Raw genomic sequence first — 18246 nt, forward strand, 5'->3', positions numbered from 1 at the left:
AAAGGGGCACTTGGCCCCTTCGTGGCGGGCAATCCGCTTATTTGAACAGGTCCTCTCGCCCCGGCATGTCCATGCCGACCAACGACCTTATTTCCGTTTCGCTGACCTTCGGTGGAATGAACTTCTGAACCAACACATTGGGGCCCGTGTAGAAATCCAGGGTGTATCCCAGCAAATCGAACAACGAGTCATCGAACTGGCGAACCGTGCCCTTGTACAGGTTGCGGGTGGTGGAACTGATCTGTTGCTTGAAACCACCGCTCAAGAACAATCCTCCCGCAGCCTCCGTACCGTTGTTCAGGTAGGCTGCCTTGAACGCATCGAACTTACCGGCAGCCTTCGCCTCGTCCATGTTCTGGATCAACTGGGTCAGGGCCTTGGCCCGTGCCTGCTGGGCAAGCCGCAGTTCACTGGGCACCGTGGGCCACTTCACCGGAACCTTGGACAGCGACCCGCCCCGAGCACGGAACCAGTTGCGCGGAAGCCCCTTTATACCGTGGAGGCCCATGGAGATCCCGGCTGCCGCGCTGGCGATACCGAACGCCTGTCCCCAGGCTTCCAGCGTCCTGGAGAGTTGGGGATCACTTTCCGCAATGATGATCGAGGCCACATCGAAGGCGAAGGAAATCGCAGCCAGGGCCGTGGTCGCGACCGCCAGTAGCATCGAGGTGCCCGCAGTGAATGGCGCCAGCAGCACTCCCACCGCACCTGCCACGATACGGAACGCCATGCTCTGGATGCCTGGCGCATTGCTCCAGCGCGAATACTGGGCGACCACCGCCCGGCCACTGGGGTCTGCGTTATTGACCGGATCGGCATTGCCGAACACATAGCCTCCGGCACCGCCGATACCGAACGGGCTGTTGCTGTCGCGAGAGAGGAACCGGCACAGGGCCGGGTCGTACAGGCGATAGCCATTGCCCAGGTGATATAGCCCCAGACTGTTCAACGGTTCGCCCTTGAAACCCAGCCAGTTGGTCGCTTTCGTGCCGGAATAACGCTTGCCATAAGGTTCGTAGCGGAAATAGGTAATGGCCTTGGTCGCCAGATCGATGCTGGCGAACACCGTACCGTTGGCATCGCGCAGTTCGAAGGAACGGCTTTCGCTGCTGTCGGTGATGGCGTCCTGCAGCAGGCAGGCACGGCTTTCGTTACGTACGATGAGCGAGCGCTTCTTGAAACTGGCACCTGTCGTGCTATCCGTCTGCACCAGCGCATACACGCAATCACCCCGATAGTGGTAGGTGTCCGTCTTGTTGCCGATACTGCCGCCGCGTACCCGGCCCTCCTTGTCATAGCTGAAGGTGTACTTGGTCTTGTCGCCGTCGGTGGAATAGGTGTTGACCTGGCCGTTGCCGTGGTAGCCAAGCCTGCGGGTGCCCTCGATAGTCAGCCGCCCGGTGTTGTCGTGGGTAAACGCGGTGCCGAGGGCCGTGGCCGGCACTGCGAGACTGGTCTTCTGGGTGACGACATTGTTCAGCACACCGGGCTTGTAGTCATCGAGATAGAACAGGTCACTGTTGCCGCTGGATGAGTTGGCGTGGCTGAGTGCGTTGCCCAGTGCATCGTAGGTCCAGGTATCGGTCCTGGAGGACGGGCCGATCCACTTGGTCAAGCGCAGGGTCTTGTCGTACTCGTAGCTGTTGACCTCCTGCTCGGTGACCGTGACGACCTGTTTTGCATCGGTCTTCGCCGATTTCAACGTGCTTTTGCTCAGGCGCCCGTCCCCGAGCAAGGTGCGGTCCAGGGTCAGGGTATCAACCCCTGGGCAGGTAAAGGTGCGCTTGGTTTCCTGCCCTAGCCCGTCATAGGTGTAGGCCACTGTCATCACCAGGTTGGCGGACTTCACGGCAGTGATGGTTTCGCTGGTCAGCAGTCCGTTGTCGGCATAGGTCCAGGTGCAGATGCAGTGGTCGCTCTTCGACCTGGTCAGGCGGTCGAAGAAATCGTACTCGTAGGTCGTCACCGCGCCGGTCAGGTCAGTGAATTTCAGTACCCGCCCGCCGGTGCTGAACTCCAGGGTGGACGTCTCGGTGCCCAGTTTCTGCGAGTGGATCCGCTTTGCCTTGTCGGGATCACCGGAGTAGTCGCTCAGAGCAGTAGGGCCGGTCACTGCGATCTTGCGCGTCGCGGTGGTCGAAGCGCCGTTGTAGCTGAACTCGATGGTGTGGTCATTGATCGTCTGGCTGGAAGCACGCCCGAGCATATCGACGCTCTGCCTGCCCAGCTTGACCGCACTCGCCGCACCGTTCTTGACATACGCCTCCCCTGCGATCGGAGCCAGCGTGGCAGGGTCGTAGCTGTTTTCCAGGACAATGCCTTCGCGGGTGGTCTTCAGCAGCCGCCCTGCGCAATCGTATCTGTAGCTGATGGCACCACCGATCTTCGGCGTAACACTGATGAGCTGACCGTACTTGTCATAACCGTACTCGATCTTGTCCTGTTCGGTTTCCTTGTTGCCGCTCTCGACCTTGAGGTAACGGACCGACTTGACCTGCCCGTCGGCGGACATGATTTTCTCGATCTTGCAGCCTTCGCTGCCGGACTGGCTGTAGAGCTCGGTGAGGGTGCTCTTGTTGGCATTGAACTGACGGTCGATGCTGAACTTGCCCTGGGTGAAACGTTCGCCACGCACGCCCGGGGTCCGCTCCTGGATCACCTTGCCCAGTTCCTTGCCATCCTTGTCCTTCAGGAGGTTGGTTGTGGTGATCTTGCCGCTGACGTCATAGACGCGCTTGCTTTCTCGCTGGCTGATCCTGGCGTTGCCGGTGCCATAGTCGGTTTCCACGGTGCTGGTGATCCGGCCTTGGGTGTCGTAGGTCCAGCTGTGGGTTTCCAGGAAGCTGGTGGCGCCATTGGGCTTGAGGTGCTGGGACTTCCTGCGGCCGAGGATGTCGCGATCGATGCGCGTAGTGGCTCCGTCCTCGACCATCTCGTATTGCCAGACCAGGCCGCTGGCCAGGGTGCAGGTAGTCTTGCGCAGGTCGCTGCCGCCCTTGCTGAGCGTCTCGCTCTTCAGGTTGCCTTGCGGGTCGTAGGTTCGCACGGTCTTGTAGCCTTCGCTGTCCGTGCTCTCCAGCAGGCGACCGCTCAGGCGCGAGCGGGTCTGGCTGGAGGTGATGTCCGACTGTCCGGTCTGGGAAATGGTGGTGGTGATGGTCAGCTTGTTGGTATCGGCGGTGTCCACTTTATAGGTGTATTTGGTAGTGACCCGTGATGCTTCGTATACCCCCCAGACTCCGGCGGAGAGAACGATCTGCGCGACCGAGCTCGAACTGACCATGCCATAGCCTGGTTTGTCTTTCTCGGTGTGATACTCAAAGGTTTCCAGGGTCATGGAGGCACCTTTCTTCGAATTCAGCTTGAAGCCTTCGTTGTTGGCTTTGCTTTGCGCCTTGAGGCTGGCAGTCAGATCGTCGAGGGTTTTCTGGTAGGCCGGTTTTTCCTTGTCGCTCGCGGCCTTGATCTGGTCCTCCAGGCTTTTGGTGAAGGCCTTGGCTGCTTCGGTGGCCACGGCCAGTTGCTCTGCCTCCACATTGACTCTGCTGCAATCGGGCTGGAGTATGGTCAACTTATGTTTGGCCCTGACCCGACCGTCAACCTTGTCATAACCAAAAAAGGTCAGGCGTTGGGGTTCTTCTTTATCACCTACTTTACGAGAGACCAGTTCCGACTCAACCTCGCTGGAAAATGGCTTGTCACTACCACAGTGGCTTATATCCACAGGCAGGCTGAAAGCCTTTTTCGCATAATTGTTGACGGCTGGCGTCATGTGGACGGTCGTATCGATGCGCGTACCCCATGTCATGCCGCCGGAGCCGCCTACTGCGAAGACGGCTCCAACAACGTTTGCATAATCCAGCCCTTTGAAAAGACAACCGAAAAGGCTCCAGTCCTGGACTTTGGTTTCGGTTTCCGTAACCTTGAATTCCTGATAGTTGTTGTAATAGGTCAAGTCTGTTATTTCGCCGTTATCGACACGACGAACGGGATTGCCAACGGCATCAATCGTCAGGCTGCGCTGGTCGACAGAGACCTCTCCATCCCAGATACTGGTTTCTGAAATCACGGTCTTGGTCGCGGCATCCAGCCGATGGCTGCTTTGCTTGCAAGCAGGTGCCGTTGCAGTGCCGTGATTCTCGATAGACGACAGCCCATTGTACGGGGTATGGCCGCCTGGTAATAACCCACCAACGTTGTGGTATTACTCCCGTAGGTGTAATCGTGTACCAATGTATCCATTCCGCTGCCAGGCGAAATGGTATGGCGACGAACTTTATTATCACCGGTATAACTCAAGGACTCACAGCACCTTTCACAACTATCCACGCCGGCAAAGGGGTGCCGGTATTCAATATTTACTCCAGCCAGCTTGCCCGCACTATTCTGCTTTACGGTGTATTGGGTTTTTCCGGAAACACCATATCCATCTACCTCCAGCTTTGTCTCCAGATCGCTGGTTTTCTTCTTTGTGAACGTGAATGTTCTTTTTTCAGCGGGGTTTGCCGGGGATACAATTATTGATTCGGGAATGTCGGCATAAGTGCCGTCAGTCTTCAAGCCAGGCGCGATAAACCACTTGACCTGCACGACCGTTTCCGCGCCTCTTTTTATCTTCAGTAGTTTCCCCAGGGAGTATTCCAACTCCAAGCTCAATCCGGAGGGTGACTTGTACCTTACAAGGTCGACATTCATTGTTTTTTCGTCTTCCTTGTCCAGCTCGAATGTTTCAGCACTTCCATCCTTATAAGTCACTTCATACCCGGAGATGCCTTGGACATTTGATAAAGTTCCTGGAGACATCGCCGTAAACACAGGCTCAATCCTGAAATCCCCGCCGTTCAGCGACATCGATCCCGAACGGATACGCACAGTTCGCCCATCCCTGAGGACAAGGGAGAGTTCAGTATCCGCAACCGACCGTTTGATCGGGACGTAGCTGCTCGAATCGCCCAGCTTTACATAGACACCAACGTTCTCCTGATAGGAAATTCTGACTTTCAGGGGATCCTTGAAACCATCATCGGGAAACAGATCAACCACAGGGATCATCAATGTTCCGTTCCCGGTATTTGTATCAACGGTTATATGTTTTTTTGACTCAATACACTGTTCGAACAACTCCTTCGTCTCACTACTCATCCCCGGCAACGGCCAGGAAATCCCCGAGATGATCTGCATCTCCACTTCCAACCCGGACGCCTTGGGCACCCAGAAGAAGTTCACGTTGTTTTCGTGCCAAGGCTCCATCTCACCCTTCGTGGCGTTCTCCCGCCCGGCCCTGATGAACCTGCTGCGTTTATTGATCCTGCTGGCGAAGTCCTTGGCCCACAGTGCGTGGCTCAGCCGGCCGTCTTCCGGGATAAAGGCCATGGATTCCAGGATTCGCCCGGTTTTTTTACCCTTGACGACCAGCACCACCTGTTCGTTCTCGACCAGGGCCCGGTTACCAATGCACGCCCCCTTGTCGAAGTTCTTCAGGCTGACAAGGGTGGTGAAACAACGGACATTGTTCGCACATGACCAGATTTTGTTCGTATAGGTACTCGACGCCGGTACCGGCGCACCGTCCTTGTTGTTCGACCGGTCTCCCGCCATGACCAGCTCGGTCTTCTGGTTGATCAGCCTGGCCAGGTCGATCGCTACCGAACACTTGCCATTGCGGTTGTTGCCGGGGGTGAAGGTGAACTCGCGCAGGATGGCGTCGGTGGTGTCGTCCATCACATAGGCGCGGCAGGACTCGGTCACGCCCTGGTCACGCTCCGACGAGATATAACCCAGCTCCTTCATCTGGGTCTTTTCCCAGCCCACCTTCAGCTTCGAGCCCTTGGGCAGCCAGATCACGTTGGTGCTGGCATTCTCGGTCGGGTCGATGGTCTTGTTGGTGGCGTGCTTGACCCCGGCCTTGAGGAATCGGCTGTGGCCGTTGATATGTTTCGCCAGGTCCTTGGCCCATTGCGCTGCCGTGAGCCGCGCAGGATCCGGCGTGAAGGTCACGACCTCGCAGAAATTGCCCTTGCCTGCCGTGGATACGGTGACCACGATCCGGTCGGCCGCGGTCAGGCTGGCGGTGGCGGCGATGGTACTGCCCTGCTCCCAGTTATCCACGTGCAGCGCGGTAGTGAACATCCGTAGCTCGCCAAACTTCTGGTTGATGGCAGTGCTGGTCGCCGTCGCGTGAGCGGACGAGGCATTGATCTGCTTGGCCAACTCCGCCGGCCATTGGGCCTTGGTCAGGCTGTTCCTGGCCTTGGCGGCTTTCAGGGTAATGCGATCGAGCAACTTGTCGGACTTGTCATCGAAGACGAACAAGGAGATCTCCTCACCCTCGGCGGCATCGCGGTCAGCCGGGATCTTGCAGGCTTCCTTCACTTCGTCGACCAGCCAGGTCACGCTGAGGTCGGAGCTCTCCGGGGTCCAGATCCAGTTCAGGGTTTTGTCGGCAATGGGTGTGATCAGTTCACCGTCCTGTTTGCCGGCTCGAACGTAAAGGCTGGTGCGATTGATCTGCGCAGCGAAATCCTTGCTCCAGAACCCCGGGGTCAGGCGGCCGGCGGTCGGGGCGAAGATCACCGTTTCCAGAAGATCACCGACGCCGTTGCGCACGTTCATCCGTACCCGGGAGCTGGTAGTGAGGTCATAGGTCGGCTGCAGGGCCAGGCGCTTGGTGGTGCTCCAGTTGTTCTTGCTGACCACCGTGGTCACCACCTTCAGGGCGCGGGAGGTGACACCCCAGAATTTGTTGCCATCGCCGCTGTCGTCGATCTTCCAATCGAAGGTGGCGGTTTCCATGCCCGCGCGGATCAACGCCAGGTTGCCGTTGACATGCCGGCACAGGTCCATCACCCAGAGCAACTTACCGGTGTGCCCGCGTAGTGGCACGAAGGTGGTCTGTTCCAGCAGGGTCTTCAGGGTCCTGTCGAACACACTGACCGTGACCCGCTCGCCCTCGGCGAGGTCGCTGCCGGAATACACTTTGCCCAGGTCGGTCCAGTTACGTGATGGCATTTGCGCATGCTCCTCGGAAAAGCATCGGAGGGCAGCTGCGGGATGCAGCGTCGGGCCGACGCGGAAACCACAAGAAAGGGAGAGATGCGCTTAACGCTAGAGCGGGCCGGACACGCTCACAACTGACAGAAATATCAGGTGGGTGGTTATCCAGTGATGGTCGCGGGCAGGGCTTCTCGCGGTAATGAAGTGCGCCGCGGACCTGCTCCTATGGAACAGAACATAACTCCAAGATTTGCAACGATCTTGTGGGAGCGGGTTCACCCGCGATTATTGGAGTGGCTACACCACCGCAATTCCGGGTGCCCCCACAGGTACGCGCAGGAAGGAGTTATATCCCGCCCGCGCTGCCAAGGGCCGCAAAGCGGCCCCCTTCAGCAAGGACACCGACTATTTGAACAGCTCCTCCAGCCCCGGCAACGGCAACGCCACCAGCGATTTGATCTCGGTTTCACTGACCATCGGCGGGACGAACTTCTGCACGATCACATTAGGGCCGGTATACAGGTCCAGGATATGCCCCGGGAAATCGAGCAACGCGTCGTCGAACTTGCCGACGGTACCCTTGTACAGGTTCTTGGCTGCATTGCCTGCACGCCGGTGGAAGCGCGTATTGAGACCCAGGCCCGGGGCCACGCTGGCACCCACCATGCTCGGCTCGGCATCCATGTACATGGCACTGAGCGTCCGGGTTTTGCCTGCTGCCCTGGCATCCTGCACCAACATTTCGGTCAGTTCCTTCATAGCGCGCTGCGTTCCGGCGCTCAGCTGGCGGGTCGCCGAACCCAGCGGTTTCACCGGAGCCCGCGACGACGGTCCGCCCCGTGGGCGGAACCAGTTGCGCGGTATGCTCTTCCAGCCGTGAACGGTCATGGCGATGCCGGCGGCGGCCCCGGCGATGCCGAAGGCCTGGCCCCAGGCCTCCAGGGTCTTGGCCAGTTCCGGGTCGCTTTGCGAAACGATGATCGAGGCCACGTCGAAAGCGAAGGAAATCGCCGCCAGGGCTGTGGTGGCTACTACCAGCAGCATCGATGTACCCGCCGTGAATGGCGCCAGCACCACGCCAATAGCCCCGATCACGATACGGAACGCTGTGCTCTGGATCGCCGGCACCGTTCCCCAGCGGGAGTACTCGGCAACTACTTCGTGTCCGCTGGGGTCCTTGTAGTTCACCGGATCGCCGTTGCAGAACACATAGCCAGCGGCGCCACCGATACTGAACGGGGCCTTGCTGTCCCGGGTCAGGAAGCGGCCGAGGATGGGGTCATACAAGCGGTAGCCATTGCCAAGGTGGTATAGGCCAAGCGCATTGAACGGCTCTCCCTTGAAGCCAAGCCAGTTGTTTTCATGCTCACCTTCGTAACGCTCGCCATAGGGGCCGTAGCGGAAATAGGTGATGGACTTGGTCGCCAGGTCGACACTGGCAAAAACCGTGCCGCTGGCATCGCGCAATTCGAAGGACCGGCTGGCTGTGCCATCCCGGTCGGTGTCCTGCATCAGGCAGGAGGGGCTTTCATTGCGCAGTACATGGCTACGTTGCCTGGGGCTGGCGTTGGTATCGGAGTCGCTGACTTCCAGGGCGTATACTCTGTCGCCGCAGTAATGATAGGTATAAGTGAAGTCGCCATAGACGCCACCACGCACTCGCCCTTCCTTGTCATAGCTGAAGGTGAATAATTTGAATTTCTGTAAGGTGTCGATCTGTCCGTTGTCGTAATAGCTGTACCTACGTTTTAAGGAGTCTCTGATCGTCCGGCCGGCTTCGTCATACTCGCACTCGCTGCCAACATCCCCGACCGGCTCACTCTCGTTCGCCAGGAAGCCTTCGCTTTTTCTCAGTTGGTCTTTTTTCGTTTCGTCGTACTTAAAGGTTTCCGTGAAGTTAGCGACCGGGTCGATCTTCTTGGTCACGTTCCCTAATGCATCGTAGGTCCAGGTTCTCCAGCGTAATTGAAGCGATGGACGTTCGCGCTCGCTCTCGTCCCACTTACATAGCCGCAACGCATTGTCGTACTCGTAGGAGTCGGTGTACTTATCCTTGTCTGCTACCTTGAGCACGCTTTTTTTCAAGCGCCCGTCTCCAAGCAGCGTGCGATCCAGTTGCAGCCTGTCTACACCAGGGCAATCAAAGGTGCGCCGGATTTCCTGCCCAAGGCCGTCATAGGTATATCTCACGGTCATGGTCAGATTCTTCTCCTTCACCGCCGTGATGGTTTCCTGCCCCAGCAGGCCATTGCCGTGATAGGACCAGGTGCAGATGCAGTGCTCACTGCTGGACTTGATCAGGCGATTGGAGAAATCATACTCATAAGTGGTTTTCGCCCCCGTCAGGTCGGTGAAGCTGACGACCCGTCCACCGGTGCTGAAGACAACGGTGGAACTTTTGTTGCCAAGCTTCTGTGTCATCGTGCGGGTCTTCTTATCGTGGCTGGATTCATAGCCGCTCAATGCAGGGGGGCCGCTCACTGCGGTCTTGAGCGCTGCCTGGGTGGAAGCACCGGTGTACTTGAATTCGGTTTTCCGGCTGGCAACCGTCTGGTTGAGAGGACGCCCCAGCAAATCGACATCCTGCTTGCCCAGCTCGTATGCGTAGTCCCCACTTTTTACGGAGCTCTCGCCCGCCACCGGAGCAAGCGTGGTGGGCTCATAGGCGTTTTTGAAATGCACGCCGTCCCGGATCGTACTGCACAGGCGGCCGGCACTGTCGTACTTATAGGTGGTAGCAGCGCCAAACGTCGGCGTGACCTTGGTCAACTGGCCGTACCCGTCGTACTCGAAGTCCTGCTTGTCCTGCTCCGTTGCGGTATTCGCTTCGTCGATCGTCAGGTAGCGGACCGACTTCGTCAGCCCCTCGGGCGACATGGTGCGCTCGATCTTGCCGCTGTCCATCCCCTTGTAGGTGTAGAGCTCGGTCATGATGCGCTTGTTAGGGTTGTACTGGCGTTCCACGCTGAAGGCCGCCTGGACGAAACGCTCACCCCGCAGCAACGGCGTCTGCTCTTGGTAGATCTTGTCGACCGTCGCACCAGCCCCGTCCTTGAGCAGGTTGATGAGGGAAACCTTGCCCGTCAGTTCATCGTAATCCCGAGTACTTTCACGAATGGCGATCCTCGCGTCGTCAGGGCCGTAGTCGGTTTCCACGCAATTGGCGATGCGTCCCAGGGGGTCGTATGTCCAGCGCCTGGTTTCGAGGAACTTGCTGTCGGGCTTCACCGCCTCGGCCACCTTGCGACCGAGTACATCGAGCTCGATACGGGTGGTGATGCCGTCCTGGACCATGTCGTGTTGCCAGAGCAGGCCACGCACCAGGGTGCGGGTGGTTTTGCGGGTGGCGCCGCTGGGGTCGGTAACTGTCTCGCTGGTCAGGTTGCCTTGCGGATCATAGGTCCGCACGGTGACATTGCCCTCGGTGTCGGTACTGCCCAGCAGGCGTCCGGTGAGCCGCGAGCGGGTCTGGCTGGAGGTGATGCTGGTATCACCCTTGCGCGAGACCGTGGTGGTGATCGTCAGCCGGTTGGCATCAGTGGGGTCAACCGTGTACGCAAACTCGGTCTTGACCCGGGAAGACTCCACCAACTCTCCCGTAGAGTCGATCTGCACCGTCTCGGTGGACTTGACCGTGCCATAGCCCGGCTTGTCCACCTCGGTGTGGTACTCGTAGGTCTCCAGGGTCATTGAGGCCGTTTTCCAGCTATTGAGCTTGAGGCCCCGGGCGTTGGCCTCACTTTGCACCCTAAGACTGTAGGTCAGGTCCTTCAACATCTTTTCGAAAGCTGTTTTGGTCTCGCCTTCGGAGTCCGCGATCTGCTTCTTCAGGCTTTCGATGAAGGGTTTCGCGGCTGTTTCAGCGACCTTGTACTGCATTGCAGTGACATCGATCTCGGTGCAATCGGGCTGGAGAATCGTCAGCTTCTGCTTGGCACGGATCTGGCCAGCGACTTTGTCGTATCCGTAGAAAGTCAGGCGCTGGGGCACTTCCTTGTCGCCGATCCTGCGGCTGACCAACTCGGACTCCGCCTCGCCGGAGAAGGGTCGGCGACTGCCGCAATGGGTGATCTTCACCGGCAGGTTGAACGCAGTCTTCGCATAGTCATTGAGTGCCGGCGTCATACCGACCGTGCTGTCGATGCGTGTGCCCCAGGTCATTCCGCCCTTGCCGCCGATCGCGAATGCTGCACCGATACCACTGGCGTAATCGACGGGCATGAACAGACAGGCGAAGAAGCTCCAGTCCTGGACCTTGACCTCGGTCTCGGTGACGGTGAATTGCTGGTAATTGTTGTAATAGGTCCAGCGCGTGATTTCATCGTTTTTGATGCGTTCGACAGGATTACCGACGGCGTCCACGCTCAAGGTCTGGCGATCGACCAGAACATCGCCTTCCCAAATGCAGGTTTCGTTAATGACGCGGTTCTCCGTGGTGTCGAGTCGTTGGCTGCGTCGCTTGCTGTAGGGCGCTGCCGTGCTGCCATGGCTTTCGGCAACGGAGTGATGATCAAGAAACTCGAATTGACGCACGTAGCTCGTTCGGGGGGAAGCATTCTTGAAATAGCCGCTAAGCGTGGTCAAGGTTCCGCTGTAAATATATTCCTGAACGAGTGAATCCAAATCTCCACCTGGGGAGATGGTATGGCGACTGACTTTGTTCTCAAGGTATTCCAGGCTTTCTTGATAGAGACTTTTTTCGATGAATTCATTGTTATCGGCCACAACAGCGTATTGCTGCTCTATATCAATGCCAGTTAACATTCCAGAGCTATTTCGCGTTACCACATAAGACACTTTTGCGAGTGCTTTGTCTCCTTTTATCTCAAACTTTACTTCCTCCGACGAAGGCTGCACTGCAGTCAGCGAATATTCTATTTTTTCGGCAGGAACATCTGGAAAAATCGTTATTGCTTTGATCTTGTGCGAAATTTCCTGAACATCCCAAGAGGACGTATCTTTCTCCGAATCATCCTCAAACCACTCTACCTTCACTAGGGTATTGTTGATGGACTTTATCTCTTTCAGCTTAACCCCCTCATAAGCAAGTGACAGAGTCGCTCCTGAAGGGAGTGTGACTTTTTTAAGAATTAAAATATACCAAGCAGTGTGGACCTTGATAAAGTCATACCATTCAATCAATCCATCTTTATAGGTTATGCTCGCGTAAGGCCCAAAGGGGCTCTCAGGATATTCCTCATGTACGTCATACTTGAAGTCGCCACCATTGAATGGATCCGTTGACGGAGCGATCGTAATTTTTCGGCCGTCTCGCAAAGTCAAAATGTTCGTCCCTCGCATAAACTCCGCTCGACGAATTCCTTCGCCTAGTTGTATTTTCATACCTGAAAGCTTGTCGTATACCAGGGAGACTTTCAACGGATCTTTAAGGCTATCATCGGCATATAAGTCGACTACCGGGACCCGCAAGATTCCCTCCCCTGTCTGCGCATCCACCGTAATATACTTCTTCGCCTCCACACACTGCTCAAACAACTCCCGTGCCTCATTGCTCATCCCCGGCTTAGGCAAGGCAAACCCGGTGTAAACCAGCATCTCCACTTCCAGCCCCGAACCCTTGGGAATCCAGAACGAGTTCGCGTCCGCCTCGTACTTCGCCTGTATCCGATGATCATCCGGGTTTTCCCATCCGGCCCGGATGAACTTGCTGCGCTCGTTGACCTGGCCTGCCAGATCCCCGGACCACTTCGCCAGGCTCAGCCTGCCGTCCTCGGGGATGAAGGCCATGCTTTCAAGGATACGTCCGCTTTTAATGCCCTTGACGATCACCGTGACCTGCTCGTCCTCGAACAGGTCACGGTCACCGATGGCGCTGCCCTTGTCGAAGTTCAACATATCGTTCAGCGTCGTGAAGGCGCGGACGTTGCTGGCATGGCTCCAGATCTTGTTGGCGTGGAAGCTGGCTACCGGTGCCGGCATGGCATCGCCGTTTTTCTGCCCTGCCCTCACCAGTTCGGTGCGGCTGTTGACCAGTGCGGCCAGATCACTGGGTACCAAATAGCGGCCGATACGTCCCTCTTTGGGTGTAAAGGTCATCTCCCGCAGGACGGTATCGGTCGCATCGTCCAGCACCAAGGCCTTGCACGACTCGCTTTTCGCCAGGTCGTGTTCCAGGGAAATCGGCGCCAGTTCCTTCAGCTGGGTTTTCTCGAAGGTGACCTTCAGCTTCGAATCCTTGGGTATCCAGATCACGTTGTTGCTGACGTGCTCGGCGGGGACGATGGTTTTTTTCGTGGTGTCCTTGACCCCGGCCTTGAGGTACAGGCTGTGCCCGTTGATATAGGTTGCCAGGTCCGCGGCCCATTGGGTCGCGGCCAGCCGGGCGGGAGCGGGAGTGAAGGTTACCGCTTCACAGAAGTTGCCCCGGGCCGTCGTCGCTACCTTGACCACGATACGGTCGGCGGCGGTCAGCGCGGCGCTGGCGGCGATCGTGGTGCCCTGCACCCAGTTGTCCAGGTGCAGCGCGCTGGTGAACAGGCGCAACTCGGCGTATTTGCGGCTGATCGCGGTGGCCGAGGCCGTGGCATGGCCGGACGACGCATTGATCTGCTTGGCCAGCGCTGCCGGCCATTGGTCCTTGGCCAGGGTCTTGGTGCTGGCGCGGGCGGTCAGGACGATGCGGTCGAGGAAACGGTCGGCCTTGTCATCGAAGGCGAAGAAGGTGATGCGCTCGCCTTCCAGGGCATCGCGATCCACGGGGATCTTGCAGGCCTCCGCCAGCGTGTCGGTGGTCAAGGTCACGGTGAAAGCGGAGTTGGCGGGACTCCAGATCCAGTTCGAGGACTGCCCCTCGTCGGGACTGATCAGGCTGGTGTTGCCCGGGCTTTGCACGCCGGCCCGCAGATAAAGGCTGGTCTGGTTGATGTGGGTCGCCAGGTCCTTGCCGCACAGCCCGGCGGTATTGCGCCCGGACGCCGGGGTGAAGGTGATGGTTTCCAGCAGGTCGCCGACCTTGTTGCGCACATTGACCCGCAGTGCCGCGTTCGTGGCGACTGTCTGGGTGATGTCGATCTTCACCCGTTTGTCGCTGCTCCAGTTTTTGTTGCTCGCCACCGTGGTGACGACCTGGAGCTCGCGCGTGACCCAGGTCCAATACTTGTTCAGGTTAGCGCCATGCATAACGCCCCAGTTGTCGGCATCGTCCTTGGCGCCGGCGCGGATCAGCGCGAGGTGTGCATTGATATGCCGGCACATTTCCATTGGCCACAGGTGCTGCCCGGTGTGGCCCGGCTTGGGTACGAAGGTGGTCTGCTCAAGAAGCACCTGCAGGTCCTTGTCGAAGACACTGACGGTCACCCGCTCGCCCTCGGCCAGATCGCGTCCCGACCAGACCTCGCCCAGCTCCGTCGCGGTGTCCACCACGTCGATCACCCAGTCTTCGTCCTGCTCTTGCGACTCGATCGACCAACTCACCCTGAAATCGGCGTTGAACGGAATCCAGATCCAGTTTCGCAGGTGTTCCGCATAGGGCTTGATCAGGCTGCCTTCCTGGTGGCCTGCGCGCACATAACGGCTGGTCTTGTTGATCTCGAGCGCGAAATCCTTGCCGCAGAACCCGGGGGTATTACGTCCGGCGGTCGGCGTGAAGCTCACGGTCTCCAGCAGTTCCCCCTTCGAATTGTGAACCTTGAGTTCGAGGGTGGCATCCATCGGGACTTCCTGGGTGAGGCCGATGTTCAAGCGCTTGTCGGTGGTCCAGTTCTTATCGCTGGCGGTGGTGGTGATGACCTGCACCTCACGGTCAGTGATGTTCCAGAACTTGTTCATATATGAACTGCCCGGGATCTCCAGCTTGTTGCCTACCGGAACGCCGGCACGAATCATCTTCAATTGGGCATTGACCTGCGCGCACAGGTCCATCACCCAGGTGTATTGGCCCAGGCGGCCAGCCTTTGGCATGAAAGTGGTCTGCTCCAGTACGGTCTGCGTCGCCCTGTCGAACACGTTGACCGTGATCCGCTCGCCCTCGGCCAGGTCGCGACCCGACCAGACCTGGCCCAGCAACTGCAAGGAGGAGAGGTCGATCGACCAGCTCACGGTGAAATCAGCGTTGAACGGAATCCAGATCCAGTTCTCCAGGGCTTGCGGGTAGGGCTGGATCAGGGGCCCGCTATTGAAGCCTGCACGCACATAAAGGCTTTTCTTGTTGATCTCGATGGCGAAGTCCTTGCTGCAGAGCCCGGGCGTGGTACGCCCGGCGGTCGGCTTGAAGCGTACGGTCTCCAGCAATTTGCCATTGGCGTTATGCACCTTGAGCAGGAGGGTGGCACCGAGCAGGACCTCCTCGCGCAGGTCGATATGGACCCGCTTCGCGGTGGTCCAGTTCTTACCGTTGGCGGTGGTGGTAGTGACCTGCACCTCGCGATCAGAGACGTTCCAGAACTTGTTCAGATAGGAACTGCCCCGGATCTCCAGCTTGTCCCCCACCTGGACACCGGCACGGATCAGCTTCAACTGGGCATTGACCTGCTCGCACAGGTCCATTACCCAGGTGTACTGGTCCAGGCGCCCGGGCTTGGGCACGAAGGTGGTCTGCTCCAGCACGGCCTGCGTGGCCTTGTCGAACACATTGACGGTGACCCGCTCGCCTTCGGCCAGATTACGGCCTGACAAGACTTGACCCAGATCGATCAAGGAAGACAGGTCGATCGACCAGCTCACGGTGAAATCCGCGTTGAACGGCATCCAGATCCAGTTCTGCAAGTGTTCCGCATAGGGCTTGATCAGGGCTCCTTCCTTGTAACCTGCTCGCACATAGAGGCTGGTCTTGTTGATCTCGAGCGCGAAATCCTTGCCGCAGAAACCGGGGGTATTACGCCCGGCGGTCGGCTTGAAGCTTACGGTCTCCAGCAATTTGCCCTTGGCGTTGTGCACCTTGAGCTGGAGGGTGGCACCGAGCAGGACCTCCTCGCGCAGGTCAATAAGGACCCGCTTTTCGGTGGTCCAGTTGTTACCGTTGGCAGTGGTGGTGATGACCTGCACCTCACGCGGGGTGATGCCCCAGTATTTGTTGAGGTAACTGCTGTTGCGGATCACCCACTCGCCGTTGTCGCCGTCCCCGGCACGGATCAACTGCAGTTCGGCATTGATCTTCTCGCACAGGTCCATCACCCAGGTGTACTGGTCCAGGCGTCCAGCCTTGGGCACGAAGGTGATCTGTTCCAGTACGGTTTGTGTCGCCTTGTCGAACACACTCACCGTAACCCGCTCGCCTTCGGCCAGATCGCGGCCCGACCAGACTGGACCCAGTTCCGTCCAGCCTTGCGACTCGTCCACTGCCCAGGTCACGGTGAAATCGGCGTTGAAGGGTATCCAGATGAAGTTCGATCCTGGGTCCCAGAAGGGCTCGATCAGTTGGTTATTCTGCCTGCCCGCCCGCACATAGGCGCTTTTCTTGTTGATCTCGATCGCAAAGTCCTTGCCGCACAGGCCGCCGGTGTTGCGGCCCGGGCTCGCGACGAAGGTGATGGTTTCCAGCACGCGGCCCTTGGCGTTGCGCACGTCGAGGCGAAGGGTGGAACCGATCTTGATGGTCTGGGCAATGTCGATATTGACCCGCTTGTCGGTGCTCCAGTTGTTCTTGCGTGGCGCCGTGGTAATGACCTGCACATCCTTGTCGGTAATACCCCAGAACTTGTTGAGATAGCCGCTGTTCTGGATCTCCAGCTTGTCGCCCACCTGGACACCGGCACGGATCAGTTTCAACTGGGCATTGACCTGCGCGCACAGGTCCATCACCCAGGTGTATTGGTCCAGGCGCCCGGGCTTGGGCACGAAGGTGGTCTGCTCCAGCACGGTCTGCGTGGCCTTGTCGAACACGTTGACAGTGACCCGCTCGCCTTCGGCCAGATCGCGGCCCGACCAGACTTCGCCCAGATCGATCAGGGAAGACAGGTCGATCGACCAACTTACGGTGAAGTCCGCGTTGAATGGAATCCAGATGAAGTTCGATCCGGAGTCCCAGAAGGGCTCGATGAGTTGGCTATTCTGCCTGCCCGCCCGCACATAGGCGCTTTTCTTGTTGATCTCGATGGCGAAGTCCTTGCTGCAGAGCCCGGGCGTGGTACGCCCGGCGGTCGGCTTGAAGCTTACGGTCTCCAGCAATTTGCCCTTGGCGTTGTGCACCTTGAGCAGGAGGGTGGCACCGAGCAGGACTTCCTCGCTCAGGTCGATATGGACCCGCTTCGCGGTGGTCCAGTTGTCATAGCGTGCGGTCGTGGTGATGACCTGCACCTCGCGCGGGGTGATGCTCCAGTATTTGTTGAGGTAACCGCTGTTGCGGATCACCCACTCGCCGTTGTTGCCGTCCCCGGCACGGATCAACTGCAGTTCGGCATTGATCTTCTCGCACAGGTCCATCACCCAGGTGAACTGGTCCAGGCGCCCGGGCTTGGGCACGAAGGTGATCTGTTCCAGTACGGTTTGTGTCGCCTTGTCGAACACATTCACCGTAACCCGCTCGCCTTCGGCCAGATCCCGGCCCGACCAGACTTCGCCCAGTTCCGTCCAGCCTTGCGACTCGTCCACTGTGTAGGTCACGGTGAAATCGGCGTTGAAGGGTATCCAGATGAAGTTCGATCCGGGGTCCCAGAAGGGCTCGATCAGTTGGTTATTCTGTCTGCCCGCCCGCACAAAGGCGCTTTTCTCGTTGATCTGGATGGCGAAGTCCTTGCCGCACAGGCCGCCGGTGTTGCGGCCCGGGCTCGCGACGAAGGTGATGGTTTCCAGCACGCTGCCCTTGGCGTTGCGCACGTCGAGGCGAAGGGTGGAGCCGATCTTGATGATCTGGGCAATGTCGATATTGACCCGCTTCTCGGTGCTCCAGTTGTTCTTGCGAGGCGCCGTGGTAATGACCTGCACATCCTTGTCGGTAATACCCCAGAACTTGTTGAGATAGCCGCTGTTCTGGATCTCCAGCTTGTCGCCCACCTGGACACCGGCACGGATCAGCTTCAACTGGGCATTGACCTGCTCGCACAGGTCCATCACCCAGGTGTACTGGTCCAGGCGCCCGGGCTTGGGCACGAAGGTGGTCTGCTCCAGCACGGCCTGCGTGGCCTTGTCGAACACATTGACGGTGACCCGCTCGCCTTCGGCCAGATCGCGGCCCGACCAGACTTCGCCCAGATCTTTCCAACTAGAGCCCATTGCACACACTCCTCGGATAAGCATCGGAGGACGGCTGCGGAAGGCATCGTCGGGCCGACGCGGAAACCACAAGAAAGGGAGAGA

4 protein-coding genes are annotated in these 18246 nt (G+C 58.4%); 1 reads left to right on the top strand and 3 read right to left on the bottom strand.

Features of this window, described 5'->3' with window-relative positions; all coding sequences use genetic code 11:
• Nucleotides 1–37: 37 nt before the first annotated feature.
• On the bottom strand, nt 38–3514 hold the full coding sequence (locus N7650_RS06400; protein WP_279897478.1) for an RHS repeat-associated core domain-containing protein: 3477 nt from the start codon (nt 3512–3514) through the stop codon (nt 38–40).
• Nucleotides 3515–3574: 60 nt separating this feature from the next.
• Between N7650_RS06400 and N7650_RS06405 the strand changes: the two genes are divergently transcribed.
• Nucleotides 3575–4063 carry a hypothetical protein gene (locus N7650_RS06405; protein WP_279897479.1) on the top strand — a complete coding sequence of 163 codons (489 nt, stop codon included), beginning with the start codon at nt 3575–3577 and terminating at the stop codon, nt 4061–4063.
• A gap of 2 nt (nt 4064–4065) precedes the next feature.
• On the opposite strand, the gene N7650_RS06410 is transcribed toward N7650_RS06405, so the two are convergent.
• Nucleotides 4066–7008 (bottom strand): hypothetical protein, encoded by a 2943-nt coding sequence (locus tag N7650_RS06410; protein ID WP_279897480.1) that lies wholly within the window; start codon nt 7006–7008, stop codon nt 4066–4068.
• A gap of 390 nt (nt 7009–7398) precedes the next feature.
• Entirely contained in the window at nt 7399–18162 is a 10764-nt protein-coding gene (locus N7650_RS06415) for an RHS repeat-associated core domain-containing protein (RefSeq protein WP_279897481.1), read from the bottom strand.
• Between the last annotated feature and the right edge of the window lie 84 nt (nt 18163–18246).

The organism is Pseudomonas sp. GD04058 (genome assembly GCF_029836855.1).
In the GTDB taxonomy this organism is placed as follows: Bacteria; Pseudomonadota; Gammaproteobacteria; order Pseudomonadales; family Pseudomonadaceae; genus Aquipseudomonas; species Aquipseudomonas bharatica.

Excerpts from the sequence above, each read along its gene's own strand:
- N7650_RS06405 (WP_279897479.1), top strand. The coding sequence starts at position 3,575 with ATGTTTGGCCCTGACCCGACCGTCAACCTTGTCATAACCAAAAAAGGT.
- N7650_RS06410 (WP_279897480.1), bottom strand. The coding sequence starts at position 7,008 with ATGCCATCACGTAACTGGACCGACCTGGGCAAAGTGTATTCCGGCAGC.
- N7650_RS06415 (WP_279897481.1), bottom strand. The coding sequence starts at position 18,162 with ATGGGCTCTAGTTGGAAAGATCTGGGCGAAGTCTGGTCGGGCCGCGAT.